This window comes from Streptomyces sp. ML-6 (genome assembly GCF_030116705.1).
Classification (GTDB): domain Bacteria; phylum Actinomycetota; class Actinomycetes; order Streptomycetales; family Streptomycetaceae; genus Streptomyces.
Genome location: NZ_JAOTIK010000001.1, coordinates 4889465 through 4914055, shown reverse-complemented (window position 1 = coordinate 4914055; position 24591 = coordinate 4889465). Strand labels below are relative to the sequence as shown.

Here is a 24591-nt window from a genome sequence, read left to right as displayed (position 1 = left end):
TCCGCCCGGAGGGAATGCCGGGGCGGGGGGAAGCGGTCCGGACGAAGGGGGTAACGCATGCACATGACCAGGAAGTTCGCCGCCGTCACCAATGGCATCGCACTGACCGGGGGCCTGCTGGTCACCAGCGCGGGAACCGTCGGCGCGAGGGAGGTCACGCCGAGCGCGGCGTCGGACTGCCCGTCGGGCTGGTACTGCGTCTGGTCCGGGGAGAACTACACCGGCAGGATGCAGAAGGTCGAGGGGAACAACGCGGACCTGACCCGGTTCGTGGTCTTCCAGGGCTTCAAGTCCCGCTACCAGCACGGCAGGAACTGCGACTTCAAGTGGTACTCGGGGACGAACTACACGGGCAGCAGCGGCATCATCAAGCGGGGCTCCAAGCTGACCGGGTCCACCACCCACTTCATCAAGTCCAACAAGTGGGTCAACTGCGTCTGATCCGATGCATCCGCCGTCAGGGCATCGGGCCCCCTCCGCGACAGGCTCGCGGAGGGGGCCTTCGGGTCGGCAGGCCGGGCCCCCTGACCACCCCGGTCGATCGTTGTTCGGCTGATCCGGGGCGGCGTGGCGGGGGTACCGTCTGGGTGTTGTCTCAGAACGGAGTTCGCCGTGTCGCAGAGCCCCGAGGAGTACACCGGCGCCCGGATCGCCCGCATCCGGAAGCAGCGCGGTCTGACGCAGCAGGGGCTGGCGATGCGCGCCCATGTGTCCAAGTCGTTGTTGTCGAAGGTGGAGTGCGGGCAGAAGCCTGCCTCCCCGGCTCTTGTTGCCGTCTGTGCTCGTGCGCTGGGCGTCTCGCCGTCCGATCGGCGGTCTACCCCGCCTGGGGAGTTCCAGGAATTCCGAATACGTGTCAAGCGGCTTTGCCGTGCAGGGTGAGGCTGATGGTCAGGTCGGCGCCGAGAGCCTGAGCCAGGCGGCGCAGGAGGGGAAGTGTGGGCACGGTCCCGCCGCCTTCGAAGCGGGAGATCTGCGGCTGTTTCATCCCGCACCGCTCGGCCAGCTCGGCCTGGGACAGCCCGAGCTCGATGCGCCGGTCGTGGACGAGTTGCCCGAGCTCACGGGCGAGCGCGGAAGGCGGGTCCTGCATGGTTCCTCCCCGCTTCAGGCCGCTGGGGCGACGATGGTGACGGTGGGCTCGTCTCCGCCGGCGAGGTGCACGTCGACCGTGAGGTCCAGGGCGCGGGCCAGGCGCATGATGACCGCGATGGGCGGCAGCTCGGTGGCCGTCTCGATGCCTTCGATGTCATCGACGTCGACGTGCATGCGCTCGGCGAGGTCGGCCTCGCTCAGGCCCAGCTGCTTACGCCGGTTGTAGACGGCCTTGCCCAGTGTCATGGCGAGGCCGGCCTCTTCGTAGACCCGGTCGTACTCGGGGTCGGCGTCCAGGTGTTCGCCCAGCAGCTGGCGGTGGCGACGGGTCCTCCATTCGCTGTGGTTCATCGGTTCTCCTTGAGGTTGCGACTGTAGAGGTCGTGCTCGGCGGCGGCTTCATGCTCTGCCTCGCACAATCGCTGTGCGGCGTGGGCGCGGTCCACTTCGGCCTGCTCGCGCATCTTGGTTTTGTGGAACACGGTGAGCAGCACGACACGTCGGCCGGGCACCAGCCAGTAGATGATCCGCTGATGGGCATCGCCGAGACGGAAGCGCAGCTCGCGGACCTTGCCGCCCAGATGGCGGGAGTGCGGTTCGTCGAGTGTGGTGGGCTGTTCGGCGAGCAGGTCGGCGACGCGTTCGGCCTGTTTGTAGTGATGGGCGGGAATGTTCTCCAGCCACAGCCTTGCCTACGGCTCGATCTCGATCGAGTAGCGCCCGCCGTCCATAGCACCGATGCTATATGGCGCGGGGGGCAAGAGCGCGGCTTCGTAGTTCAGGTCGTGTGCCGTTGCCGCGATCGCAGCCACTCCGGCGTCGCACGCCCCAATGGTCCCCCCTCATCCTGATGCGGCGGCGGTGTCGCAAACCAGCGGCAACCGGCCGGGGCGGCGCAGGGTCGGCTTCTTCCGGCGGGATCGGGCCCGAGCGGGAGAGGCAGCGTACGGCCGGGCTGATGCGTCGCCCGGTCTGGCGGCGCGGGGACCGGGGCGGGAGGGTTCGGTCTGTCACGGGCGGTCGGGAGCTCGCTCCCCGCCGGAGGCGACGCCGGCCGCCGCCCTCGGTAAGCCCGGCGAGGGATATTGAGGGTCGGCCCCCTGGTCGGCCCTTGCCTGCGATCCAGCCGTAGGACGGTCGCAGGCGATAGCTTGCTCCGCCAGGAGTCCGGCTCCGGTCATCCCGGTGATCTGGTTGGCTGCCGCTCCCGCAGCCCGGCTGCCGCGTCGGCTCGGTGCCTCCAGTAGCGCCTGATCACGGGAGTAGACGGTGGGCCTTGTCGGCGACGGCGGCCCGCTCAGGCGGGCGGTGCCCGCCTTGAACCTCGTAGAGAAAATCTGAACGCACGCCCCCGGGCGACGCTTGTCCGGTCCTGGGCCACGCGGTACGGCGGGTCAGCGGCCCCGCTCGCCGCCGCCTGACTCCAGGGCCTCGACACGGCCACGGAGGTCGGCAATCTGCTGAACAGCCTCGGCCAGCGCACGTTCCAGCGCCTCGACGCGGGCCGCCGTCCCGGTGGCGGGCGCGGTCGCCTCGGGACCGTCGAGGTCATCAGCGTCGCCTGCGGCGTGGTCGCGGTGGGCGACAAAGGCACCCTTGCCGGGCCGGGAAACCGCCCACCCCTCCTGCTTCAGCAGGACCATGGCCTTCTGCACGGTCAGGCTCGACGCCCCGAACTCCCGCATCAACACGGCCTGCGTCGGCAGCGCGTCACCCGGCCGCAGCCCGCCGGAGCGGATGCGCTCGCGCAGGGTCTCGGCGATGACCTCGAACGTCAGCGGTACCCCGCTGCCCGCCGGCCTGCGCCCGCGCAGATGGTGACGGGCTGGGCCCATGCCTCCGTGACCCGACCGAGGCAGTCGTAGACGAAACACTGGTTGTCGGTGCCGCTGCGGGAGACGTCCGCCATCGACAGCACGTTGCCGACCTCGTCGTACCGGTAAGTGACGCTGCGATCGACGCCCAGCTGGTCCTGGCGGTCGACACGTGAGGTCGCCAGCCGCTGGGTGCCCCACTCGTACGCGTTGGTCACCCGGGTCTTCTTGGTGCTGCCGGGCAAGCCCATTGCATACTCCAAGGGCTTGCCCGTCAGGCTGTAGGAGACGCTCGACGGCATCCCCTCGCCGGAGACCGAGATCAGCCGGAGCGTCTCATCGTCGTAGGCGTAGCCGGACCCGCCTCCGGGCGGCGAGCCTGCCGCGGAATAGCTGTGGGTCAACTGCGTCTGACCCGACGCCTCCGGCCCACGGCGGACGATCAGGACGCGCCGAAGGCCCTCACCGCGACAGGGGCGCGGAGAGGGCCTTCGGGTCGGCAGGGCGGTGGCCTCAGCTGCCGGCCGGAACCTCGGTCGGAAGGTCGAAGTAGTGAGAGGAGAGCCACCTGACCTGGCTTTCGTTCAGCGCGCCCTGGAAGACCCAGACGTCGTCGATCGTTCCGGCGAAGTACTCACCCGCCGTGTCCGACATCGCACGCCCCACCTGCAGGGGCCCGTCGGCCCTGAACATCCGCACGTCGTCCGCCCAGGCCACCTCGTCCTGGCAGGTGCTGTCGTCCGGCTCGCCGTCTCCGTCGTCGTCGGGGCACCTGAATTCCTGGAGCAGGCCGTTGACGTAGAGCCGGGCCTGCTCGGCGATGCTGTCGTAGACGACCGTCAGGTGGTTCCACTCACGGACGTCGTAGAACTCACTGCTGCCGGCCTGCCTGGTCGCAGCCCCTGGGCGGTCCGCGTGGGCCAGCGTCAGTTCCCAGTGTCCGAAGCCTTCGGAATCATCGGGAGTCGACAGGAAGCGCAGGGCGAAGGCGCTGCGCTTGTTTCCCGCAGCGTTGATCACGGTCATGGGCTGGTCCGACAGCTCGGACGCCTGAACCCATGCGGTCACCGTGAAACTCGAACTCGTGTCGACCGACACGGCCGGAAGCTCGGCGTAGGAATCGACGCCGTTCAGCCGAAGACCACTGGCGTCGATCCACCCCGGTCCGAGCTGCACGCCCCCGTGCAGGTTCATCGGGCCGGACTGTGCCGCGGAGTCCGGGGTGCTCGCAGGCGCACCGGTGGTCATCTCCTCGAACTGCCAACGCCCCTTGACTGCCTGCCCCTGTCCGAACTGCTGCGGCAGACCGGTCGTGCGGCCCGGGCCGGAGGGTTTCGGCGAGATCCCCGCCGGACTCCACCGGACGCCGGCCTCCCCGTTCGCCCCGGCTTCACTGCCGGCCCGCACCGCCGCCGGGTCCGCCGCCGTCGCCTGTGGTGCCAGCGCCCCTCCCGCGACGAGGCTCAGCGCGGCGACGGCCACCACTCCGAGCCCTCTTCGACGGCACAAGCGTCCTCGCATGATCCCCACCCCAGTTCCACGAAGAAGAAGATTCCCGGGAGAGGGAATCTCCAGAACTCTACGCAGAGGCCGTCCAGTTGTCCGGACGATCCGGTGGCTGCCGGGTACTCCTCTCGGACAGCGGCAGCGGGAATGGTTCCTACGCCTCCGTCACCGCCGTGGCCCGCCACGGGGCCAGGCGCTGTACGTCGCGGGCGGTCGCCGTGACGCCGCTCAGGAAGCCCTGGGCGCGGGGGGAGGCCGTGTCGCGGAGCCATTCCGGGGCGATGTCGCAGACCGCGACCTTCGCCTCGGTGCCGGCCAGGGCGAGGGGCAGGGTGTGGACGACGGTGGAGGGGAAGCTGAGGACCGTACGGCCGATGGGGCCGCGGCGGGCAATGAGTTCCAGGGGAAGGTCGGGGCGGACGATCTCCAGGCCGGTGAGGGCCTCCAGGGCGTGGAGCTTGTCGGTGGACTCGCGGCGGTGGGCGAAGTAGCGGGTGGCCCCGTGGGTGCGGGACAGGGCGGCTACGGCCTCCAGGTACTGGTCCCGGTCGACCACGCCCGTCTCGACGAGGGAGGTGCCGACCAGGTCCGCGCCCCTGGTGAGGTTCGGCGGGCCGAAGCGGGCGCGGGTCCAGGCGAAGGTGTTGGGGGTGAGGGTGACGCCGGGCGGAGCCTCGACCGGCATCGCCGTGAAGACCTCGACCGTGCGGGTGCCGGACGGGACGAAGCGGCTGCGGGCGCGGGCCGTGACCGGGGCCAGGACCAGTTCGCGCGGGCCCGAGCCGCCCTTGCGGTGCCAGCGCACCAGGCGTTCGCCGCGCTCCAGTTGGGCGACGAACTCCATGGTGGCGGTGCCGTCGTCGACCACCGTGAGGCGGCGGGCCCGGACCATGGTGAGCAGGAGCTGGACATACCGGGAGAACGGGTCGCCGATGACGACGTGGCGGGCCCTGCGGACGAGACCGGCCAGGTCGCGGAGGCTCTTCAGGGGAGCGCTCGCACCGCCGCGCGCCTCCTGCCAGCGGACGTGGATGCCCTCGTCGCGGGCCAGCTCCGCCATCCGGCGCAGCTGGCCGCGCGACATCGGGTCGACCGGGGGGAGGACGACGACCGTGATGTCCGTCAGGACCCGGTCGTCGCCTCCCTCTGCGTAGGCCCACTCCAGGACGTTCAGGAGCTGGACCGGGCTCTCGACGAAGGCGAGGTTCACCGGTCGGCCCGTCAGACCGCGACCGGCTCGGCGGCCGGGGCCGCCTCGCTCTCGGCGACGACGCCCGTGACCCGGCGAAGCTTCTTCATCGGGCCGAGCTCGGACTCGTACACCTTCTTGACGCCGTCGCCGAGCGAGGCCTCGATGGTGCGGATGTCGCGGACCAGGCGGCTGAGGCCCTGCGGCTCGACGGAGGCGGCCTGGTCGGAGCCCCACATGGCACGGTCCAGGGTGATGTGGCGCTCGACGAACGTGGCGCCGAGGGCGACGGCGGCCAGGGTGGTCTGGAGGCCGGTCTCGTGGCCGCTGTAGCCGATCGGGACGTTGGGGTACTCCTGCTGGAGGGTGTTGATGACCCGCAGGTTCAGCTCCTCGGCCTTGGCCGGGTACGTCGAAGTGGCGTGGCAGAGCAGGATGTTGTCCGAACCGAGGACCTCCACCGCGTGGCGGATCTGCTTCGGGGTGGACATGCCGGTGGAGAGGATGACCGTGCGGCCGGTGGCGCGCAGCGCGCGCAGCAGCTCGTCGTCGGTGAGCGAGGCCGAGGCGACCTTGTGGGCGGGGACGTCGAACTTCTCCAGGAAGGCGACGGCCTCGGTGTCCCACGGGGAGGCGAACCAGTCGATGCCGCGCCGGGCGCAGTGCTCGGAGATGGCCCGGTACTCGTCCTCGCCGAACTCGACGCGGTGGCGGTAGTCGATGTACGTCATCCGGCCCCAGGGGGTGTCGCGCTCGATGTCCCACTGGTCGCGCGGGGTGCAGATCTCCGGGGTGCGCTTCTGGAACTTGACCGCGTCGCAGCCCGCCTCGGCGGCGACGTCGATCAGGGCGAGGGCGTTGTCGAGGTCGCCGTTGTGGTTGATGCCGATCTCGCCGGTGATGTAGACGGGGCGGCCGGGGCCGGCGGTGCGGGTGCCGAGGGTGCGCAGGCGGGAGGTGCTCATGAGGTGTGTTTCCTTAGCTCGGGTGAGTTGGGGGCTTGGGGCCCTGGTGGCCTTGGGGGCCCTGGTGGGCGCGGATGAGCTCGGGTGAGCTCGGTTGGCCCGGATGGCTTGGGGGAATTGGGGGACTTGGTGAGCTCGGGTGACGTGGTGGGCTTGGGGGCCCGGGGTCACTTGGGGGACTTGACGGTGGCCGTGAGGGTGGGGCCGAGCAGCCAGGCCGCGATCTCGCGGATGGCGCCGAAGCCGCCGGGGACGGTCGTGACGGCGCGTGCGGCCGCCCGTACCGAGTCGTGGGCGCTCGCGACGGCGACGGGCCAGCCGGCGAGCGCGAAGCAGGGCAGGTCGTTGACGTCGTTGCCGACGTAGAGGACGCGTTCGGGGGCGATGGACTGTTCGTCGCACCACTGCTTGAGCGCGAGGTCCTTGCGGTCGATGCCGTGCAGGACCGGGATGCGGAGCTTGTGGGCGCGGGCCGCGACGACCGGGTTCTGCTCGGTGGACAGGATCAGCAGCGGCAGCCCGGCCCTGCGCAGTGCGGCGATGCCGAGGCCGTCGCCGCGGTGGACGGCGACGGTCTCGCGTCCGTCGGCGTCGATGAGGACCCGGTCGTCGGTCTGGGTGCCGTCGAAGTCCAGCACGACGGCGTCGATGTCGTCGAGGGTGGGCAGCGGCGACGGGTCGAGCAGCGGGGCGAGGGCGCGGGCGCGGGCCAGGTCGTGCGGGTCGTCGACCTCCAGGACCCGGGCGGCGTCGGTGCGCACCAGTGCGGTGTGGCCGAAGAAGCGGTGGCGGTGGGTGCGGAAGCCCTCGACGTCCATGGCGTACGCGGTGCCGGTCTCGAGGAGGTCCTCGGGGCGGTCCTGACGCATCTGGCGTATGGACTTGTCGTGGTTGACGCCGTAGTTGCCCTCCTCGACCGCGCTGCCGTCGCGCCAGAGGAAGCCGTGGAAGGGGGCGACCGTGACCGCCGTGTCGGCGCCGTCGCGGGCGACCGCGACGGCGACGCCGTCGATGTCCTCCCGTACGACGAAGGGGCTGGTGCACTGGACGAGCAGCACCACGTCGGCCTTCCGGTCGCGCATCGCCTCGTACGCGTCCAGGGCGTGCAGCACCGCGTCCTCGCTGCTGGACCTGTCCCCGGCGATGGCTGCGGGGCGCTGGACGATGTGCAGCCGCTCGGGGGTGGCCGTGGTGTCGCCCGCCGCGCGGGCCGCGTCGGCGATGGCCGCGTCGTCGGTCGTCACGACGACGTCCGTGACCTCGTGGGAGGCCAGGCAGGCGCGTACGGCGCGGGCGACCAGCGGTACGCCGCCGACCTGGGCGAGGTTCTTGGCCGGTACGCCCTTGGATCCGCCGCGGGCGGGGATCACGGCGAGCACGGTGGGCGGCGTCATCGCTGCTCCTGGAGTCGAGGTCGGGTCGGGAGTCGGAGTCGGGTCGGGAGTCGGGGCCGGAGGCCGGTTCGGGGCCGGCAGCGGGTTCGGGGACGGAGTTGGCGAAGTGGTGGGCTGCGGGGTCACAGTTCGCCCATCCGCCGGATGACCGGGGCGACCCGCTGGACGCCCTGCCGGTACGCCCCGCGCGCCGCCTCCCGGACCGCCTCCCGGACCGCGCCGCGCACCCCGCCCGTCTCGCGCGGCCGTTCGGCGCCCGGCAGCGGGTGGCCGTCGGGGGCGAGGTGGTGGCGGGCGAGGATGCCGGGGAGGTAGCCGGGCGCGGTGGCCGGGGTGTAGTAGGGGGCGAGGTCGGGCAGCCGGGGGGCGGCAAGCAGCGCGTCGACACGGGCGCGGGCGCGGTCGTAGGCGGTGGCGTACGTGCCGTCGGCGGCGACGCCCTGGCCGGCCAGCCACTCCGGGTCGGGCTCGGGACGGAAGCCGCCGTCGAGGTGGTCCCAGGAAGTGAGCAGGCCGGAGCCCACGAAGTGGTGGTTGCCGAGGGCCTCGCGGACGCCGAGGTCGGTGAGGACCGCGGTCGGGATGCGCCGGTGCAGGGACTCCAGCGCGGCGGTCGAGGAGACCGTGACCAGCAGGTCGGTGCGGTCCAGGACCTCGCCCATGTTTCCGTACGCCAGGCGGAAGTTGGGCGGTGTTCCGCCGGGCAGCTTCTCGGCGAGCCGCTGGTAGGGGAGCTCCTCGATGTGCGTGGTGTGCTCGCCGGGCTTGGAGCGCAGTTTCAGCACCACCTCGCGGCCGGGGTGCAGCCGGGCGTGCTCGACGAGCCTGCGCAGCAGGTACGTGCGGTCGGCGCGGGAGGCCGGTACGGACGGCTGGGCGGCGAAGACGACGGTGTCGCGGCCCTCCTGCGGGCGGTGCGGTTCACCGCCGAGGAACGGCAGGGCGGCCTCCGTGACGGCCGAGGCGTCGGCGCCCACTCCCTCGTACACCGCGCGGAAACGCTCGGCGTCGTGGCGGGAGTTGGCGAGGACGATGTCCGCGCCGTGCCGCAGCAGCAGTCCGTCGGCGAGCTTCTCGTAGACGACGCCGACGTAGCCGGTGACGACGACGGGCCGGGTCGGCAGCCGCAGCGCGGCGAGGCCGTGCAGCATGGCCTGGACGCCACCGCCGACGAGGGCGAGGACGACCACGTCGTACCCCTCGTCGCGCACGGTGTGCAGGAACTCGACGGCCGTCACCTCGCGCACCCGGTCGGGTCCGATGCCGACGTCGCCGACCTCGGCGAGCTGGCGCGGGGTCGGGGTGGCCCGGCCGCGCAGCAGCAGTCCGCTGATCTCGACGCGCTGCGCCGGCGCCCCGGACGCACCGGCGGTGAGGCGGCGCGCGGTGAGCGCGCCCCATTTCCACCGGGTGTCGGAGTCGGCGAGCACGGCTACCCGGAGGGCGGTCGTCTTTTCGGTACGTGGGGGCACGTCCCAGAACTTAGGAAGGCATTTCGATTCGCGGCCCAACGCGATGGCAACAGCTGGTTAACAGCCCGCCGACGATTGGCTAATCGGCCCGTTTCACACGCCGGAGAACCCGCGCATTCACGCCGGTTCATCATTTCCGCATGTGCCGTTCATCCGCCGTACTTCTCCGGGACAGGGCAAATGCCGAAACCGCCCTTAGCGTGACCGAGTGGTTAAGCTCTCCGTCATCGTGCCGTTCTACAACGTGCGGACATATGCCCCCGACACCCTTCGAAGTCTGCGCGCCAACGCGCGCGAGGACTTCGAGTTCGTCCTCGTCGACGACGCCTCGACCGACGGGACCTCGGACGTCCTGCTCCGGGCGCGGGACGAGATCCCCGGGGTGGTGCTGCGGCGGCACGAACAGAACCAGGGGCTGGCGACCGCCCGCAACACCGGTCTCGACGCGGCGGGCGGCCAGTACGTCACGTTCCTCGACGGGGACGACTGGCTGGCACCCGGCTACTGCGCCGAACTCGTCGCCGCCATGGACCGGTTGGGGTGCGACTTCCTGCGGACCGACCACGTGCAGTGCCACGCCAGGTCGCGCACCGTGGCCCGGGTGCCGCACGGCCTGCGCGCCGTGCCGATGAACCCGCGCGACGCGATCCTCCCGGTCGGGCGCACCACGTCCGTCGACTACCCGTACGCCTGGGCCGGCGTCTACCACCGCCGTCTGGTCGAGCGCGGGCTGATCCACTTCACGGACGGGCTGCGCACCGCCGAGGACCGGCCGTGGATCTGGCGGCTGCACCGGGAGGCGGAATCGTTCGCCGCGGTCGGTCTGCTCGGAGTTTTCTACCGGCGCGGGGTCTCCTCGTCATTGACCCAGATCGGTGACATCCGGCAGCTCGATTTCATTCGCGCGTTCGACCAGGTCCTGGAGGAGACCGCGCGGGATCCGGAGGCCGACGCGCTGCTGCCGAAAGCGGTGCGCACCTATTGCGCGCTGATCTCCCACCACGTGGCGACCATTTCGAAATTCGAGCCGGCCGTGGCCCGCGGTCTTCTCGACAGGGGCGCGGCAGCGCTGCACCGCATGCCGCAGGACATTCTGAAAGAGACGATCGACGCCATGGACGCCGACAGGTCCGCCCGGTTGCGACGACTGCGCCGTCGCCCCTTCGCCGCTGCGAGGGCCGCCGCATGACCACTCAGATCCTCTGCGCGTCCACCCTCTACGGGGCGGCCACCCTGGCCGCGGCCGTCGACACGGGCCTCATCCGGCCCGCGGACCGGCGCGTCCTGCTGATCAGCAACAACGCCGCCGTCCCCGAGGTCGCGCCGCCGCTCGACGCGATGCCGGGCTTCGAGGCGATCCGGGACCGGTTCGACGAGGTGCTCTCCTGGAACGCGGCGATCGAGCCGTTCCACCCGTCGGGCTGGTCGCCGCGGGCCGAGGACGTCCCGCTGTGGGAGCGCCATCTGCGCAGGCTGTGGGAACTGGGCGACGACGACGTCGAGTTCGCCGTCGAGTCCATCCAGGTCAACCCGGCCCTCGCGGTCACCGGGATCTTCACGGGCGCGGCCGTGGACGTGTACGCGGACGGGCTGATGAGTTACGGGCCCACCCGGATCAAGCTCGACCCGCTGCTCGGTACGCGGGTGCGCCGGGTCCTCCACCTCGATCTGGTGCCGGGCCTGGCCCCCCTGCTGCTCACGGAGTTCGGCGTCGGGGCGGAGACGATCCCCGACGACGCCTTCCGCGCGGTACTCGAACAGATCGGGGCGCGCACGCCCGCCCCGGAGGTCCCGTACGACAGTCCGGCGCTCCTGCTCGGCCAGTACCTCTCGGCGCTGGACATCCTCACCGTCGAGGAGGAAGAGGAGCTGCATCTGCGCATGCTGCGCGGGACCGCCGCGCGCGGGCACCGGCAGATCGTCTTCAAGCCCCATCCGACGGCGCCCGCCCGCTGGTCCCGGCTGCTGGAGGCCGAGGCCGCCCGGCTGTGCGTGGAGTTCACCGTGCTCGACGCGCCGGTGCTCGCGGAGACGCTGTACGAACGGTTGCGGCCGGTGCTCGTCGTGGGCTGTTTCTCCACCGCGCTGTTCACGGCACGGCAGTTGTACGGTCTGGACACCGCCCGCACCGGTACGGGGATGCTGCTGGCGCGGCTGACGCCGTATCAGAACAGCAACCGGGTACCGGCGGTCCTCGCCCACACCCTGCTGCCCGAGCTGGAGACGGGGCGCACCCGGACGCCGGGCGACACGGGCCGGCTGGTGACCGCGATCGGATTCACGATGCAGCCGCGGATCCATCCGGGGCTGCGGCCGGCCGCCACCGCGTACCTCACGGACGGTGTCACTCCGGACGAGCAGCGGCTGTTCCCCCGGCGCAGGCTCACGGCGCTCGGGCTCCCCGGCGGTCTGCCCGGCCGGCTCGCCGCCCTCTCCCGCAATCCGGCGGTGCGGCGGGCGGCCCGGAAGGCGCGTCGGCTGGGGCGGGCCGTGCTGCGCTGAGCCGGGAATGTCGAACGGGCGGGACCACCTGTGGTCCCGTCCGTTCGGCGTTCCGGGGGTCGCCCGGTTTCAGCCGAGCACCCTGCTCATTCCCAGCCGCCCCCACAGCAGCGCCGCGCCGAACGACAGCAGCGTGGTCGCCGCCGTCACCGCGACCATCAGCGCGGCGGCCGGCAGCAGTGCCAGGTCGGCGGAGACGAACAGGTCCGTGAGCACGCCGAGGACCAGGACGTGGACCAGGTAGGCGCCGAACGACGCGTCGGCCAGCCGGGTCAGACGGGGGCGCAGCCGCTCGGGAATCCGCAGCCGGTGCAGGGAGAGCAGCACCCCCGCGCTGAACAGCGCCACCAGCACGCTGGCGTACGGGATCGCGTAGTGGACCCGGTGCTGGTAGCCGATCACCGCGGTCAGCGCCACCAGCGCCGGCAGGGTCCACAGCAGGCGCTTGCGCCCGGCGATCCCGGCGATCCCGGCGATCCCGGCGGGCAGCGCGAGCAGGAACGCGCCCAGCACCGCGTAAATCAGCTGGTACGGGCCGAAGCCCCAGCCGAAGCGCGGCAGTTCCGCCCCCGTGACCCGGGAGAGGTCGCCGAAGAGGGACGGGGCCGCCGCCAGGACCAGGAGCGCCGCGCCCAGCCCCCACGGCCGCCTGCCCGACCGCACCAGCACCACGAAGGCCAGGAGCATGACCACGGGGATGTAGGCGTACAGGTACCAGAGGTGGTAGGCGGGGCGCACCGAGGCGAGGAGCGAGTCGAGCGCCAGGTCGCCGACCGGGTCGTCGTTGGTGCCGCGCAGTCGCCCCCATGCCAGGTAAAGGGCGGTCCACACGGCGAGCGGCAGCACGATGCGCACGATGCGCCGCCGCAGTTGCACGCCGTCCTTCGGCGGGGCGCCGACCAGGACGACCCACCCGGCGATGGCGAAGAACAGCGGCACGGCGAACCGGCCGGCCGAGTCCGCCACCAGCCCCGCCCAGTAGGTGCCCGCGCCGCCCGAGGGCTCGCGGCCGACGGCGTTCACGAACGCGGAGCCCGTGTGGCAGAGGATCACGCCGACCGAGCAGAGCAGCCTGATCAGGTCGATGTCGTAACGGTGCTCGCGGGGCGGGCGCCCGCCCCGCGGGTCCGCCGCCACCGGTACGGGCGGTACGGACGAGGAGGCCGGCGGGACCGGCGGTACGGGCGAGGAGGCCGGCGGGACCGGCGGGGAGGCCGTCACACCCGCAGGGTGCTGCGGGTGCGCCGTACCGTGCTGCGCAGCCGGGCCGCGGCGCCCGGGGTGCTGCCGCCGGGCAGGGAGAGCTTGCCGAGCCGGCGGCGCTTGAAGTAGCGCCGGGTGCTGTCGTCCAGCCGCTCCCGCAGCCAGCTCTCCGCCTCGTCGCGCAGCTCCGGGTGGAGTTCGGACTGCATGCAGTAGCCGACCGTGCGGACCAGCGGTCCCAGGGTCGCGGGCGCGGTGGCGGGCAGGGCGGGCACCTCCCCGCCGCCGTGCCGTTCCAGGTCGGGCACGTAGTGGTCGACGATCGTCAGCGGGACGCGGTTGCTGTTCTCGTACGGGGCGATGCGGTCCAGGACCAGGCCGGTGCCGACCCGGGCGACCGGGATGCCGTAGTACACGGCGGCGGTGAGCATGGCGGTCGAGAAGCAGCCGACGACGAGCGTGGGCGCGCACCTCTCGAAGAGGGTCTCCGCCAGCAGGGGCGTATCCGTCGTGACGAGCCGGACCCCGGCCTCGGCCGCGGCCCGCTCCAGGGCGTCGGAGTAGCGGACGGGGGCGGTGGGGTGGGGCTTGAAGAGGACGGAAGTATGCCCGGCCCGGGCGGCCCCGTGCAGCATGCGGATGTGCAGGGCCTCCTCCTCCTCGACGGTCAGGATGTCGAGGGCGGCCAGGTACTGGCCCAGGAGCACGGCGGTGGGAGCCTGCGCGACGGCCTCGGCGAGCTGCCGGTCGCCGTCCGCCGACGCGGCGATCTCGCCCAGGACCTTGCGGAAGGCGTCCTCCGGCACGAGTTCGGTCGCCACGTCGAACTCGGACAGCAGCAGGGGCTTCAGGCCGGGCACCAGGTCGAGGTGGAGCACCCGACGGACCCGGCAGCCGATCGACTGGGGCAGCCGGGTGCGGGTCGGGCCGTAGCTCATGAGGCCGTCCGCGTAGACGTGCAGGGCGCTCTCGGAGAAGATCGCCGCGAGTGCGCGGGCGGGGTCGACCTGGATGGACTCCAGGACCAGTTCGACGGGTTCCTCGCCCAGCCCCCAGGCGAGCCGCAGCGCGCGCTGCCACAGCACGACGTCGTCGGCGCGCGGCCCCCAGGCGCCGGGGTGATAGGGGCGGATCGTCTCGTTCCAGCTGATGACGGAGTCGAAACGGGCGGCGATGCGGTCGTAGCCGAGCAGCGCGTCCGGGCCGGCGGCGGTCTCCGGCACCGGGGCGTTGTTGCACACCAGCAGGATGCGGCGGCTGTCCGCCGGCGGTCCGAACTGGCCGGCGTCGAGGGCGGCGGCGAGCGTGGCGGCCCCGTACAGGGTCGAGACCTGGAAGATCTGGGTGCGGGTGGGCATGGGTCAGGCCGCCTTCTGCTTGTCACGCAGGCGTCGGAGCAAGGTGCTGCGCTTCGTGTCCATCGTCGTCAGGATGTGGTCCAGCACGTGCGGGGGCATGCGGTGCAGCGCGGCGGCCGACTCCTGCCGCAGCCGGCGGGCGGTGGCGGCTTCGTACTCCCCCGCCTTCTCGGTGTGGAAGGCGATCAGCGCGCAGTAGGTGCGGACCGCCTTGGGCAGGAGGAGTTCCGCGTCCCGGTCCTGTGCCAGCTCCGCCAGCAGGGTGTCGTAGGCGGGGAAGAAGTCCAGCTGGCGGGAGTCCTTGATCTGGGTCAGCGAGGTGGTGACCCCGCGCCGGTAGAAGATCCCGTGGAGCCCCAGGACCGCGCAGGAGCGGGCCCGCAGGTGCAGCCGCCAGGTCCACAGCCGGTCCTCGGCGGTGCGCAGTGCCGGGTCGAAGCGCATGGCCCCGTCCTCGAAGAGCCGCCGGTGGTAGAGGCCGGCCCAGACGAAGGGGTAGTCGACCATCGTCTCCATCCCCGGGTACGCGATGCCCTCCCGGGGGTCGGTCGCCCGGTCCCGGATCCGGGCCGGGGCGCGGCGGACCACCCGGCCGGTGCCCGTCGCCTGCACGTGGTCGTGGCGGACGAAGTCGACGCCCAACTCCTCGGTGGCGCGCAGCAGTCGGTCCAGGTGGCCGGGGGCGTACCAGTCGTCGCCGTCGAGGAAGGTGAGGTACTCCCCGTCCGCCGCCTCGATGCCGCTGTTGCGGGCGGTGGCGATGCCGACGTTCACCTCGTGGCGGATGACCCGGGCCTGCGGGAGCCGCTCGGCCCAGCGGTCGATGACGGCCGGTGTCTCGTCCGTGGAGCAGTCGTCCACCAGCAGGAACTCCACGTCCCCGGCCGCGTTGCGGGCCAGGCTGCCCAGCGTGGTGTCGGCATACGGGGCGACATTGTGGAGCGGTACGACAACGGACAGTTTCGGCACGCCGGCCCTCGCCTTCGGTCTTGTGGCCGCCCAACGTAATGAGGCGCGCCGAGGGGAGGGTGGCGGACGGGGCGACGGGCGGTGAACTCTGGACGACGCTCGCGTGACGCGGCGCGCATGACCCGGGGGGCGCGACACGCGGGACGACACGCGGGGGCGACACGCGGGGCGCGACGCGCCCAGGGGCGACTCAGCGCACCCCGTACCGCGCCTCGATGCCCGCGACGATCAGCCGCAGACCGTCCTCGAAGCGTTCGTCGTAGTTCGCGAAGATCTCGGCACCGGCCGCCGCGGCGAGCGGGTACGCGGCCATGCGGTCGGCCCGTTCGTCGATGTCGAAGCCGTCCCGCCGTTCGTCCGGCATCGGCAGGACGCCCTGCTCCTCGGTGACGAAGCCCATCGTGTACGAGTAGGCCGTGGTGCCCGCCCGCACGGCCTGCCACAGCTCGAACCCGGCGTCGACCATGGTCCGCAGATGGGTCTCCAGGCCCTCGGCGTGGTCGGTGCCGGTGAATTTGGCACCGCTGTAGACCTTGGCCCCGTCGCGGTAGCGCAGCAGGGCGGCGCGCAACGCGCTGTTGTACGCGACGAGCTGGTCCTGCCAGCGCGCCGGGGCCGGGCCCGGCAGTCCCTCGGCGAGCATCCGGCGGTACATCACGGTGGCCATCTCGTCGAGCAGCGCCTGTTTGTCCTTGAAGTGCCAGTAGAGGGCGGGCGCCTTGACGTCCAGCTCCCTGGCGATGGCGCGCAGGGTGAGGCCGTCGAGGCCCACCTCGTTCAACAGCCGCAGCCCGGTGTCGGCCACCCGGGCCCGGTCGATCTTCGTCATACCCACCTTGACAATTTAACAGCGTTAAGCCCACACTCCCGACCATGGAACTTAACAGCGTTAAGGAAACGGTCGGTGAGGCAACTCCCGCAGGGGCGAGGACCGGACCCGAGGTCGTGGTCGTCGGCGCCGGCCCCTGCGGGCTGGCCCTCGCCTGCGACCTGGTCCGGCGCGGGGTGCGCGTCCTGGTCGCCGAGCAGGCCCCGGGCCTCTTCCCCGGCTCGCGCGGCAAGGGCATCCAGCCGCGCACCCGGGAGGTCCTGGACGACCTCGGCGTCGGCGACGCGGTCCGCGAGCACGGCGGACCGGCCCCGGTGGGGATGGCCTGGAAGGACGGGGAACGGCAGGGGGAGCACGAGATGTTCCGCCGCGCGGCCCCGACCGGGACCGAGCCGTACGGGGAGCCGTGGCTGATGCCGCAGTGGCGCACCCAGGAGATCCTGCTGGCCCGGCTGCGCGAACTGGGCGGCGACGTGGCCTTCTCCACCGGGCTGACCGGCCTCGACCAGGACGCGGACGGCGTCACCGCCCACCTGACCACGGGCCCGGTCCGGGCCGCCTTCCTGGTCGCGGCGGACGGCGGGCGCAGTACGGTGCGGCGCGCCCTGGGCATCGCGATGACCGGCGAGGACGTGGACCCGGCGCCGATGCTGGTGGCCGACGTACGGGTGGCCGAGGACGTGCTGGACCGGCTCAACTGGCATGTGATGACCGGCGGGCAGGGCTTCCTCGCGCTCTGCCCGCTGCCCGGCACGGCGGACTTCCAGCTGGTCGCCCGGTTCGAGGAGGGCGAGCCCGACACGTCACCGGAGGGGGTGCGCGCCCTGGTCGCCGCCCGTACCCATCTGACGGCGCGGGACGTCACCGAGGTCCGCTGGGCCTCCGACTTCCGGCCGCGCGCCGCGCTGGCCGACCGGTTCCGCGCGGGCCGGGTCTTCCTCGCGGGCGACGCCGCGCACGTGCACTCCCCCGCGGGCGGCCAGGGGCTGAACACCAGCGTGCAGGACGCGTACAACCTGGGCTGGAAGCTCGGCCAGGTCCTGCGGCACGGGGCGCCGGACGCCCTGCTGGACAGTTACGAGCAGGAGCGCCGCCCGGTCGCCGCCGACATGCTCGGCCTGTCCACCCGCATCCACCGGGGCGAGCAGAAGCGCGGCGCGGCGGTCCAGCAGCTCGGCCTCGGCTACCGCACCGGCCCGCTGTCGGTGGGCCGGGCCGGCGCCCTGCACTCCGGCGACCGCGCCCCGGACGGCCCGGCGGGCGGGGGCCGGCGCCTCTTCGACGTCTTCCGCGGCCCGCACTTCACCCTGCTGGCGGTCGGCCCGGACACCGCACCGCCCGTGCTCCCCCTGCCCGACGGCGCCCTGCTCCGTACCCACCGCACCGACGCCCACGAGGCGTACGAGGCATACGGGAAGGGCCTGTTCCTGGTCCGCCCCGACGGCTACATCGGCTGGGCGGGCGAGGACCCCGCGGAACTGGTGCGGTACCTGGCCCGGTTCGGACTCGCCCCGGTCACGGCCTCCTGAACCCTGAACCGGAACATCACACACTGCTGAACGTCACACGCCGCTGAGCATCACACGCTGCTGAGCGAGAGCTTCGTGGCGAACCCGAGGAACAGCAGCCCGGCCGCCGACGTGGCCCCCGCCGACAGCCGCTTGCGGCGGCGGAACGCGGCGGCCAGCCGGGTGCCGCCGAAGATCAGCATCGACAGGTAGAGCGCGCTGGCGATCTGCAGCAGGGTGCCCAGCACCAGGAAGGACAGCGCCGGATAGGCATAGTCGGGGTCGACGAACTGCACGAAGAACGAAATCAGGAACAGGATCGCCTTCGGGTTGAGGAGGCTGACCACCAGCGCCCGCCGGTACGGCCGCTCCATCGGCGCCGGGGCCCCGACACCGGACCCGGCGCCGTCGCCCTCCCCGGCCGGCTCGGCCGCCTTCCGGTGCCGCTCGCGCCACATCGTGACCGCGGCCCGCAGCATGCCGACGGCCAGCCAGGCCAGATAGCCCGCACCGGCGAACTTGACGACGGCGAACAGCACCGGGTTCGTCCGCAGCAGCGAGGAGACGCCGAGCGCGGACAGCGTCATCAGCACGGTGTCCCCGGTCCACACCCCGGCCGCCGCCACGTACCCGGTCCGCACCCCGCGCCGGGCGGCGACGGACAGCACGTACAGCGAGTTCGGCCCCGGCAGCAGGACGATCAGCAGCAGGCCGGCGAGATAGGTGGGAAGATCGGTGACACCCAGCATGGACCGGAGTGTCGCACGCGAGTACGACCCTCTGTCCAGGGGGTTCCAGAATTCGGGAAGCCCCGGACGGAAGCGGCCCGGAGTCAGTCCTCGTCACCGTCCAGAAGCCGGTCCACGGAGAGCTTCATCTCGACCCCGACCACTTCCGGCACGGTGAACGAGGTGCCGCGCTTGTGGTGCGCCTTGTTCTTGTACTCGCCGCCCCGGGGGTCGGTGCAGAGCAGCACCCGGTCGTGCTTGCGGTCGGCCACCACGTAGACCGGGATGCCCGCCTGGGCGTAGTCCTCGACCTTGGGACCGAGGTCGTCCGCCCAGTTGGTCGAGGTCACCTCCACGACCATGCGGAAGACGTGGGCGGCGTAGCAGTTCTTCATGACATGGGCGTCCTTGATGTCGGCCTCGACGACCGACAGGTCGGGAATCGCGTAGTCCTCCGGCCCGGAAGGCAACCACAGCCCGACCCCCTGGACGAGTCTGAGCCCCACGGTGCGCGCCCGCGCTCCGAACTCCTCGCCGAGCCAGGACAGAGCCAGAGCGTGCGCTACGTCCGCCGGTGGTGTCACAGTGAGCCTCCCCTGGAGAATCTCCACGCGATGCCCAGGCAGCGAGCGAGCGAGCTGGTCGGCTGCCTCGCCGAGCGTCAGCTCCGGCTGTTCCTGCACGTGCACCTGCTCCTCGTGCTGTATTACGGCCACGGCATCCTCCTTTCGGGACCACTGTTCACGAGCTTATCCACGGCCGCAGGCATTCGGCGAGGGATCACCCGCGCGGGTACACCACCCGCTCAGAACGCGTCCGACGGCTCGTACCTCCCCCACACCTCGCGCAGGGCGTCGCAGACCTCGCCCACCGTGGCCCGGGCCCTGAGCGCGTCCTTCATCGGGTGCAGGACGTTGTCCGTTCCCCCGGCGGCCCCGCGCAGCCGGTCCAGTGCGGCCGCCACGGCGTCCCCGTCGCGCCCGGCGCGCAGTTTCGCCAGGCGGGCGGCCTGTTCGGCCTCGATGGCGGGGTCGACGCGCAGGGGTTCGTAGGGTTCCTCCTCGTCGAGGCGGAAGCGGTTGACGCCGACCACGACCCGGCGGGCCTCCTCGGTCTCCAGCGCGACGCGGTAGGCGGAGCGCTCGATCTCGCTCTTCTGGAAGCCGTGCTCGATCGCGCGCACCGCCCCGCCCATCGCCTCCACCCGCCCCATCAGTTCCCGCACGGCCGTCTCGATGTCGTCGGTCATCCGCTCCACGGCGTACGACCCGGCGAACGGGTCGACGGTCGCGGTCACGTCCGTCTCGTGGGCCAGGACCTGCTGGGTGCGCAGGGCCAGGCGGGCGGACTTGTCGGTGGGCAGGGCGATGGCCTCGTCGTAGGAGTTGGTGTGCAGGGACTGGGTGCCGCCCAGGACCGCGGCCAGGGCCTGGACGGTGACCCGGGCCAGGTTGACCTCGGGCTGCTGCGCGGTGAGCTGGACCCCGGCGGTCTGCGTGTGGAAGCGCAGCATCAGCGACTTGGGGTTCTCCGCCCCGAACTCCTCCCGCATCACCCGCGCCCAGATCCGGCGGGCCGCCCGGAACTTCGCGACCTCCTCCAGGAGCGTGGTGCGGGCGACGAAGAAGAACGACAGCCGGGGCGCGAAGTCGTCCACGTCCATGCCCGCCGCCAGGGCCGTGCGCACGTACGCGATGCCGTCGGCCAGGGTGAAGGCCACCTCCTGCACCGGCGTGGCCCCGGCCTCGGCCATGTGGTAACCGGAGACCGAGATCGTGTTCCACCGCGGCAGCTCGTCCCGGCAGTACCCGAAGACGTCCGCCGTCAGCCGCAGCGAGGGCCCCGGCGGGAAGATGTACGTACCGCGCGCGACGTACTCCTTGAGCACGTCGTTCTGCACCGTCCCCGTCAGCTCCCGCCCCGCCACCCCCTGTTCCTCGCCCACCAGCTGGTACAGCAGCAACAGCACCGCGGCCGGGGCGTTGATCGTCATCGACGTGGACACCCGGTCCAGCGCGATGGAGTCGAACAGGACCCGCATGTCGTCGAGGGAGTCGACCGCCACCCCCACCCTGCCCACCTCCCCCGCCGCGACCGGGGCGTCGGAGTCGTACCCCATCTGCGTGGGCAGGTCGAACGCCACCGACAGCCCCGTCGTCCCGTTCGCGATCAGCTGCCGGTAGCGGGCGTTGGACTCCACCGCCGTCCCGAACCCCGCGTACTGCCGCATCGTCCACGGCCGCCCCGTGTACATCGACCCGTACACCCCGCGCGTGAACGGATAACCCCCCGGCACCCCCAACCGCTCACCGGCGTCCCACCCCTCCAACGCCTCCGGCCCGTACACCGGCTCGATGGGCAGTCCCGACTCCGACTTGCGCGTCATCCGCTGTGCCTCCCGTTGGAGCTGCTCGCCGCAGCCGCTTGCCCGGTGACCACGGTTCCGGCACCGTTCCCCCATCATGCGCGGGCTTTGGCAACCGGGCAGAGCGGGAATCCGTCTCATGAGTTACCGGACGTCCAGGGGGCCGAGATGAGACACAGCACCAGCGGAAGCACGACACGGGCAGGTATACGGGCACGGAACAGGGCACTGCGGTTCGGGCCGCGGGGCCGGGCGGGGGCGACCGCGGCACTCGCCGTGCTCGCCGTGACCACGGCGGCGGGCTGCCGGGCGGAGGCCACCGGCAGCGCGTCGGCGGCCCGGCCGTCATCGCCCCGGGCCACCGCGAGCGACGACGGCAGGTCCAGTCCGCCGCCCTCGCCCACCACCCCGGCCCCGCCGTCGCCGTCACCGTCGTCCTCGCCGTCCTCGTCACCGTCGCCGACGGCCACGACGTCGCCCACGCCGAAGCCGGACCCGCAGGGCAGGACGCTGATGTCGAACGGTTCCCAGGGCGAACAGGTCCGGGAACTCCAGGCGCGGCTGCGGCAGATCGGCCACTTCGACCGCAGCCCGACCGGCTACTACGGCACCGTCACGGTCGCCGCCGTCCAGTCGTTCCAGGGCAAGCGCGGTCTCTCCCGCACCGGCAGGACGGACACCCTCACCTGGCAGAAGCTGCTCGGCATGACGCGCCGTCCGACGGCCACCGAGCTGAACCCGCCGACCACCAGGCCGGTCGCCAAGCCGGACAAGCGCTGCCTGACCGGCCGGGTCCTGTGCATCAGCAAGAACAGCCGGACGCTGTCGTGGATGATCGACGGCCGGGTGCTCTCGTCGATGGACGTCCGCTTCGGCTCCCAGTACACGCCCACCCGCGAGGGCACCTTCTCGGTCCAGTGGAAATCGCGGGACCACGTGTCGACGATCTACGACACGCCCATGCCGTACGCGATGTTCTTCAGCGGCGGCCAGGCGGTGCACTACTCGGCGGACTTCGCGGCCCGCGGCTACAACGGCGCCTCGCACGGCTGCGTCAACGTCCGGGACAGGGGGAAGATCGCCTCGCTCTTCGACCAGGTGAAGACGGGCGACAAGGTCATCGTCTACTGACAGGCCGCGGAGGATGGGCTGCGGTCGGCCCTGACGGGCCCCACGGGAAGGGCCCTGCGGCCCGGAGGAGAAGGGGCGCGGACGGGACCGGGGGAACGTGTCCCGCCCGCGCCATGTGCGCTGAGCCGTAGGTACGGGGGGAACCCCGGCTCTGTGCGCTGCCGATGACCAGTCGGCTCAATCTGTACTGCGTCACAGCCTCGAAAAGTGTCACACCCGGTGCTGCGGGGCCGGAGAAACCTGTCGTGTTCGGGGCGTCCGACCCGGTCCGGCCTGCGGTTCGACCGGTTCGCGGCACGGTCGGCGCGGGTCTCCCCGGATCGGCACGGCGCGGCCGGGGAAGCGGTCCGCCCGATTCGGCCGACCTGATTCGGCCAGTGGGATTCGGCCGCCCCGCGCGGTCCGGTCAGGCGCACGGCCGGCACCCCGGTCTGCGGCTCGGTTTACGAGAAGGCCTACGCGCGGCTGCTGAACAGGGCCATGGAGGGCGAGGGCGGGGGCGTGGGGGACCCGTCGGAACCGCCACCGGAACCGCCATCGGAGCCACCGCCGGAACCGCCACCGGCCGAACCGTTCTCGCCGTTCGACCCGTCCCCGTCCCCGTCCCCGTCCCCGTCCCCCTCTCCCTCCCCGTCTCCGTCACTGTCGCCGTCGCCCCGGCCGTCGTCGCCGCCCTGGCCCCCGTCACCCTTGCCGCCGTTGCCGCCGTTGCCGCCGTGGCCGCCATTGCCACCGCTGCCGCCGCCGTCGCTGCCCGGGGCGCCGTTCCCCCCCTTGTCCGACCCCTCGATCACCCGGTCGCAGAACCGGTCCAGGTTGCGGGCCCCCTTGGCCAGGATCTCCAGCTTCCGCCTGCGGTCGTCGTCCAGGTGGCCGTTGCGGTAGTCGCGGCAGGCCTTGAGCGCCTTGGCGTACCACTCGCCGGACGAGCCGCCGCCGGAGCGATCGGGCAGCCCGCCCCTGCCGGGGGTCTTCGTCGGGCCGCTCGCGGAGCCGCCGGGCTCGCGCGCACCGCGTTTCTCGGTGCGGTTCGATCCGGCGTCGGCCGACCGGCCGGACGAGGAGGCGGAACGGTCCGGCGTCGGCTCGGTCACGCCCCGTTCCGGAGCGGACGACGGGGCCCGCGGGGTCTCGGCCCCGGCGGGCCGCGAGCCCAGTTCCTCGGGGGTCGCCGCGGCCGAGACCGAGGTCGCGGGCACCGGGGCACGGCCGCCGAACGGCCCGGGAAGCATTCCCGTACCCGCCGCCACGGCCACCCCGCCGAGCGCGCAGCCCGCGAAGGAGGCCACCAGGCCGAAGCGGACGGGACGGCTCCACCGCGAGAGACGGTTCCGGCCCGCGCCCACCGACGCGGCGGACGTGCGCGGGCCGGAACCGCCGGACGCGGCCCTGATGCGCACCGTCGGCAGGACCTCGGTCCCGGTCTGCCGGGTGGCGTTCTCCGCGCCGCCCGCCTGCGCGCCCGCCGTCTTCCGGGCGCGCGCGGAATCGCGTGCGGAGCGCCTGGCGGTGCGGAAGGCGGCCAGCGCCGCGGCCTCGCCGGGCAGTTCACCGGTGGCCGGGCGGGCGGCCCGGGCGGCGGCGTCCAGCGCGGCCACCAGGCTCTCCGCCTCCGTACACGCGTGACCACCGACGGGATCGACCGGTTCGCCGCGGAGCAGTCTCTCCGCGACTTCCTTGTCAAGCCATTCGTACTGCTCGTCGGCCATCACATGTCCTTCTGCGTCCAGGGACGCGAATGCGTCACACCCGCCGGCGCCGCCAGACCGTTGCGGACGGGGCGTTGGGGGGGTACGGCATCGAGTTCCGCCGCGGGGCCCGCCACGCTCCGGCGGAGGGCGGTCGGGTCGGCCGGGTCCTCCCCGGCGGCGCGGTCCGCGGCGGTGTCGTCGTCCCCGCCGTCCGCCGCGCGGGAGCCGGTGCCGGAGCCGCCGGCACCGTCCGTGCGCAGCAGTTCGGCCAACCGCTTCAGCCCCCGGTGCGCCGCCGTGCGGACCGCTCCCGGGCGCTTGCCCAACGTCTGCGCGGCGCTCTTCGCGTCCAGGCCCACGACCACCCGCAGCACCACCGCCTCGGCCTGGTCCTGCGGCAGCTGGGCGATGAGCGACATCGTACGGCCGGTGGCCAGTGCCTCGATCGCCTCGTCGGCGGTGTCGGACTCGGCAGGCCGCTCGGACAGTTCCGACTCGTCGCCGCCGACGGCCGGGCGTCTGCCGCGCATCCGCAGATGGTCCAGCGCGCGGTTGCGGGCTATGCGCGCCGCCCAGCCCCGGAAGCGGTCGGCGTCGCCGCTGAACCGGCCGAGGTCGCGGGCTATCTGCAACCAGGACTCGGAGGCCACGTCCTCGGCGTCCGGCTCTCCCACCAGTGTCCGTATGTAGCCCAGCAGCCGCGGCTGTACGGCGCGGTACACAGTACGGAAGGCGTCCTCGTCCCCGTCCTGTGCCGCGACCACCGCGGCAGTCAACTCCGCGTCGTCCCCCAGCACTCCCTCAACCTGCCCTGCCGTCGCGAATCGCAGCTGGTCATCACTGCTCGCGCCACCCTGCGCGACACAGCACGC

The 24591-nt window shown here is 72.4% G+C and carries 23 protein-coding genes and 2 pseudogenes; 6 read left to right on the top strand and 19 right to left on the bottom strand.

Features of this window, described 5'->3' with window-relative positions; translation table 11 throughout:
• Positions 1 to 57 precede the first annotated feature (57 nt).
• Positions 58 to 441 (top strand): peptidase inhibitor family I36 protein, encoded by a 384-nt coding sequence (locus tag OCT49_RS22025; RefSeq protein ID WP_283853553.1) that lies wholly within the window; start codon positions 58 to 60, stop codon positions 439 to 441.
• A gap of 126 nt (positions 442 to 567) precedes the next feature.
• On the top strand, positions 568 to 882 hold the full coding sequence (locus tag OCT49_RS22020; protein ID WP_349632799.1) for a helix-turn-helix domain-containing protein: 315 nt from the start codon (positions 568 to 570) through the stop codon (positions 880 to 882).
• Here the strand turns inward: OCT49_RS22020 and OCT49_RS22015 are convergent.
• The 10 genes and pseudogenes from OCT49_RS22015 to OCT49_RS21970 form a co-directional block, all read right to left on the bottom strand.
• A pseudogene (locus OCT49_RS22015) lies at positions 857 to 1072 on the bottom strand (helix-turn-helix domain-containing protein); the annotation flags it as partial. The gene OCT49_RS22020 and the pseudogene OCT49_RS22015 overlap by 26 nt on opposite strands.
• A 35-nt stretch (positions 1073 to 1107) precedes the next feature.
• Positions 1108 to 1446 carry a helix-turn-helix domain-containing protein gene (locus OCT49_RS22010; protein ID WP_103532846.1) on the bottom strand — a complete coding sequence of 113 codons (339 nt, stop codon included), beginning with the start codon at positions 1444 to 1446 and terminating at the stop codon, positions 1108 to 1110.
• On the bottom strand, positions 1443 to 1781 hold the full coding sequence (locus OCT49_RS22005) for a type II toxin-antitoxin system RelE/ParE family toxin (RefSeq protein WP_283855897.1): 339 nt from the start codon (positions 1779 to 1781) through the stop codon (positions 1443 to 1445). Before OCT49_RS22005 ends, OCT49_RS22010 begins: the two co-directional genes overlap by 4 nt.
• A 708-nt stretch (positions 1782 to 2489) precedes the next feature.
• Positions 2490 to 2930, bottom strand: a complete 441-nt coding sequence (locus OCT49_RS22000; RefSeq protein WP_283853551.1) for a winged helix-turn-helix domain-containing protein — start codon at positions 2928 to 2930, stop codon at positions 2490 to 2492.
• Positions 2897 to 3304: pseudogene (locus tag OCT49_RS21995) on the bottom strand (hypothetical protein); the annotation flags it as partial. The pseudogene OCT49_RS21995 and the gene OCT49_RS22000, both read right to left, overlap by 34 nt.
• A gap of 118 nt (positions 3305 to 3422) precedes the next feature.
• On the bottom strand, positions 3423 to 4430 hold the full coding sequence (locus OCT49_RS21990) for a LamG domain-containing protein (protein WP_283853550.1): 1008 nt from the start codon (positions 4428 to 4430) through the stop codon (positions 3423 to 3425).
• 139 nt (positions 4431 to 4569) lie between these two features.
• On the bottom strand, positions 4570 to 5625 hold the full coding sequence (locus OCT49_RS21985; RefSeq protein ID WP_283853549.1) for a hypothetical protein: 1056 nt from the start codon (positions 5623 to 5625) through the stop codon (positions 4570 to 4572).
• A gap of 11 nt (positions 5626 to 5636) precedes the next feature.
• Complete coding sequence (locus OCT49_RS21980; protein ID WP_283853548.1) at positions 5637 to 6569, bottom strand: N-acetylneuraminate synthase family protein; 933 nt, start codon at positions 6567 to 6569, stop codon at positions 5637 to 5639.
• Between the two features lie 167 nt (positions 6570 to 6736).
• Positions 6737 to 7963 (bottom strand): acylneuraminate cytidylyltransferase, encoded by a 1227-nt coding sequence (locus tag OCT49_RS21975; RefSeq protein WP_283853547.1) that lies wholly within the window; start codon positions 7961 to 7963, stop codon positions 6737 to 6739.
• 122 nt (positions 7964 to 8085) lie between these two features.
• Complete coding sequence (locus OCT49_RS21970) at positions 8086 to 9435, bottom strand: DUF6716 putative glycosyltransferase (RefSeq protein WP_283853546.1); 1350 nt, start codon at positions 9433 to 9435, stop codon at positions 8086 to 8088.
• Between the two features lie 208 nt (positions 9436 to 9643).
• On the opposite strand from OCT49_RS21970, the gene OCT49_RS21965 reads away from it, so the two are divergent.
• Together OCT49_RS21965 and OCT49_RS21960 are read left to right on the top strand one after the other, a co-directional pair.
• Positions 9644 to 10624: a glycosyltransferase family 2 protein gene (locus OCT49_RS21965; RefSeq protein ID WP_283853545.1), complete on the top strand. Its 981-nt coding sequence runs from the start codon at positions 9644 to 9646 to the stop codon at positions 10622 to 10624.
• Positions 10621 to 11937, top strand: a complete 1317-nt coding sequence (locus OCT49_RS21960; RefSeq protein ID WP_283853544.1) for a polysialyltransferase family glycosyltransferase — start codon at positions 10621 to 10623, stop codon at positions 11935 to 11937. Before OCT49_RS21965 ends, OCT49_RS21960 begins: the two co-directional genes overlap by 4 nt.
• A gap of 69 nt (positions 11938 to 12006) precedes the next feature.
• Here OCT49_RS21960 and OCT49_RS21955 read toward each other — a convergent pair whose 3' ends face one another.
• The 4 genes from OCT49_RS21955 to OCT49_RS21940 form a co-directional block, all read right to left on the bottom strand.
• Complete coding sequence (locus tag OCT49_RS21955; RefSeq protein WP_502963400.1) at positions 12007 to 13158, bottom strand: acyltransferase; 1152 nt, start codon at positions 13156 to 13158, stop codon at positions 12007 to 12009.
• On the bottom strand, positions 13155 to 14498 hold the full coding sequence (locus OCT49_RS21950) for a polysialyltransferase family glycosyltransferase (RefSeq protein WP_283853543.1): 1344 nt from the start codon (positions 14496 to 14498) through the stop codon (positions 13155 to 13157). The genes OCT49_RS21955 and OCT49_RS21950 overlap by 4 nt, the downstream gene beginning before the upstream one ends.
• A gap of 3 nt (positions 14499 to 14501) precedes the next feature.
• Positions 14502 to 15467, bottom strand: a complete 966-nt coding sequence (locus OCT49_RS21945) for a glycosyltransferase family 2 protein (protein WP_283853542.1) — start codon at positions 15465 to 15467, stop codon at positions 14502 to 14504.
• Positions 15468 to 15657: 190 nt separating this feature from the next.
• Positions 15658 to 16296 (bottom strand): TetR/AcrR family transcriptional regulator C-terminal domain-containing protein, encoded by a 639-nt coding sequence (locus OCT49_RS21940; protein WP_283853541.1) that lies wholly within the window; start codon positions 16294 to 16296, stop codon positions 15658 to 15660.
• Between the two features lie 44 nt (positions 16297 to 16340).
• On the opposite strand from OCT49_RS21940, the gene OCT49_RS21935 reads away from it, so the two are divergent.
• Positions 16341 to 17825, top strand: coding sequence for an FAD-dependent monooxygenase (locus tag OCT49_RS21935; RefSeq protein WP_283853540.1), 1485 nt, complete (start codon positions 16341 to 16343; stop codon positions 17823 to 17825).
• A gap of 50 nt (positions 17826 to 17875) precedes the next feature.
• Here OCT49_RS21935 and leuE read toward each other — a convergent pair whose 3' ends face one another.
• From leuE to OCT49_RS21920, 3 genes are all read right to left on the bottom strand, one after another.
• Positions 17876 to 18553 (bottom strand): leucine efflux protein LeuE, encoded by a 678-nt coding sequence (gene leuE / locus OCT49_RS21930; protein WP_283853539.1) that lies wholly within the window; start codon positions 18551 to 18553, stop codon positions 17876 to 17878.
• Positions 18554 to 18636: 83 nt separating this feature from the next.
• Positions 18637 to 19248 (bottom strand): Uma2 family endonuclease, encoded by a 612-nt coding sequence (locus tag OCT49_RS21925; RefSeq protein ID WP_283853538.1) that lies wholly within the window; start codon positions 19246 to 19248, stop codon positions 18637 to 18639.
• Positions 19249 to 19337: 89 nt separating this feature from the next.
• The gene (locus OCT49_RS21920) at positions 19338 to 20918 is read right to left on the bottom strand and encodes an acyl-CoA mutase large subunit family protein (protein WP_283853537.1); all 1581 of its coding nucleotides are present in this window, start codon (positions 20916 to 20918) and stop codon (positions 19338 to 19340) included.
• Positions 20919 to 21065: 147 nt separating this feature from the next.
• Here OCT49_RS21920 and OCT49_RS21915 point away from each other — a divergent pair, with 147 nt between their 5' ends.
• Positions 21066 to 22028: a L,D-transpeptidase family protein gene (locus OCT49_RS21915; protein WP_502963399.1), complete on the top strand. Its 963-nt coding sequence runs from the start codon at positions 21066 to 21068 to the stop codon at positions 22026 to 22028.
• A 455-nt stretch (positions 22029 to 22483) separates the two neighbouring features.
• Here the strand turns inward: OCT49_RS21915 and OCT49_RS21910 are convergent, their stop codons facing one another.
• Together OCT49_RS21910 and OCT49_RS21905 are read right to left on the bottom strand one after the other, a co-directional pair.
• Entirely contained in the window at positions 22484 to 23737 is a 1254-nt protein-coding gene (locus OCT49_RS21910) for a hypothetical protein (protein WP_283853536.1), read from the bottom strand.
• On the bottom strand, positions 23737 to 24516 hold the full coding sequence (locus tag OCT49_RS21905; RefSeq protein WP_283853535.1) for an RNA polymerase sigma factor: 780 nt from the start codon (positions 24514 to 24516) through the stop codon (positions 23737 to 23739). The genes OCT49_RS21910 and OCT49_RS21905 overlap by 1 nt, the downstream gene beginning before the upstream one ends.
• Positions 24517 to 24591: the final 75 nt, after the last annotated feature.

What these genes read in the sequence shown, in the direction of transcription:
- OCT49_RS22025 (WP_283853553.1), top strand. Translation starts at nt 58, where the DNA reads ATGCACATGACCAGGAAGTTCGCCGCCGTCACCAATGGCATCGCACTG.
- OCT49_RS22010 (WP_103532846.1), bottom strand. Translation starts at nt 1,446, where the DNA reads ATGAACCACAGCGAATGGAGGACCCGTCGCCACCGCCAGCTGCTGGGC.
- OCT49_RS22000 (WP_283853551.1), bottom strand. Translation starts at nt 2,930, where the DNA reads ATGGGCCCAGCCCGTCACCATCTGCGCGGGCGCAGGCCGGCGGGCAGC.
- OCT49_RS21990 (WP_283853550.1), bottom strand. Translation starts at nt 4,430, where the DNA reads ATGCGAGGACGCTTGTGCCGTCGAAGAGGGCTCGGAGTGGTGGCCGTC.
- OCT49_RS21980 (WP_283853548.1), bottom strand. Translation starts at nt 6,569, where the DNA reads ATGAGCACCTCCCGCCTGCGCACCCTCGGCACCCGCACCGCCGGCCCC.
- OCT49_RS21975 (WP_283853547.1), bottom strand. Translation starts at nt 7,963, where the DNA reads ATGACGCCGCCCACCGTGCTCGCCGTGATCCCCGCCCGCGGCGGATCC.
- OCT49_RS21960 (WP_283853544.1), top strand. Translation starts at nt 10,621, where the DNA reads ATGACCACTCAGATCCTCTGCGCGTCCACCCTCTACGGGGCGGCCACC.
- OCT49_RS21950 (WP_283853543.1), bottom strand. Translation starts at nt 14,498, where the DNA reads ATGCCCACCCGCACCCAGATCTTCCAGGTCTCGACCCTGTACGGGGCC.
- OCT49_RS21940 (WP_283853541.1), bottom strand. Translation starts at nt 16,296, where the DNA reads ATGACGAAGATCGACCGGGCCCGGGTGGCCGACACCGGGCTGCGGCTG.
- OCT49_RS21935 (WP_283853540.1), top strand. Translation starts at nt 16,341, where the DNA reads ATGGAACTTAACAGCGTTAAGGAAACGGTCGGTGAGGCAACTCCCGCA.
- leuE (WP_283853539.1), bottom strand. Translation starts at nt 18,553, where the DNA reads ATGCTGGGTGTCACCGATCTTCCCACCTATCTCGCCGGCCTGCTGCTG.
- OCT49_RS21920 (WP_283853537.1), bottom strand. Translation starts at nt 20,918, where the DNA reads ATGACGCGCAAGTCGGAGTCGGGACTGCCCATCGAGCCGGTGTACGGG.
- OCT49_RS21915 (WP_502963399.1), top strand. Translation starts at nt 21,066, where the DNA reads ATGAGACACAGCACCAGCGGAAGCACGACACGGGCAGGTATACGGGCA.
- OCT49_RS21910 (WP_283853536.1), bottom strand. Translation starts at nt 23,737, where the DNA reads ATGGCCGACGAGCAGTACGAATGGCTTGACAAGGAAGTCGCGGAGAGA.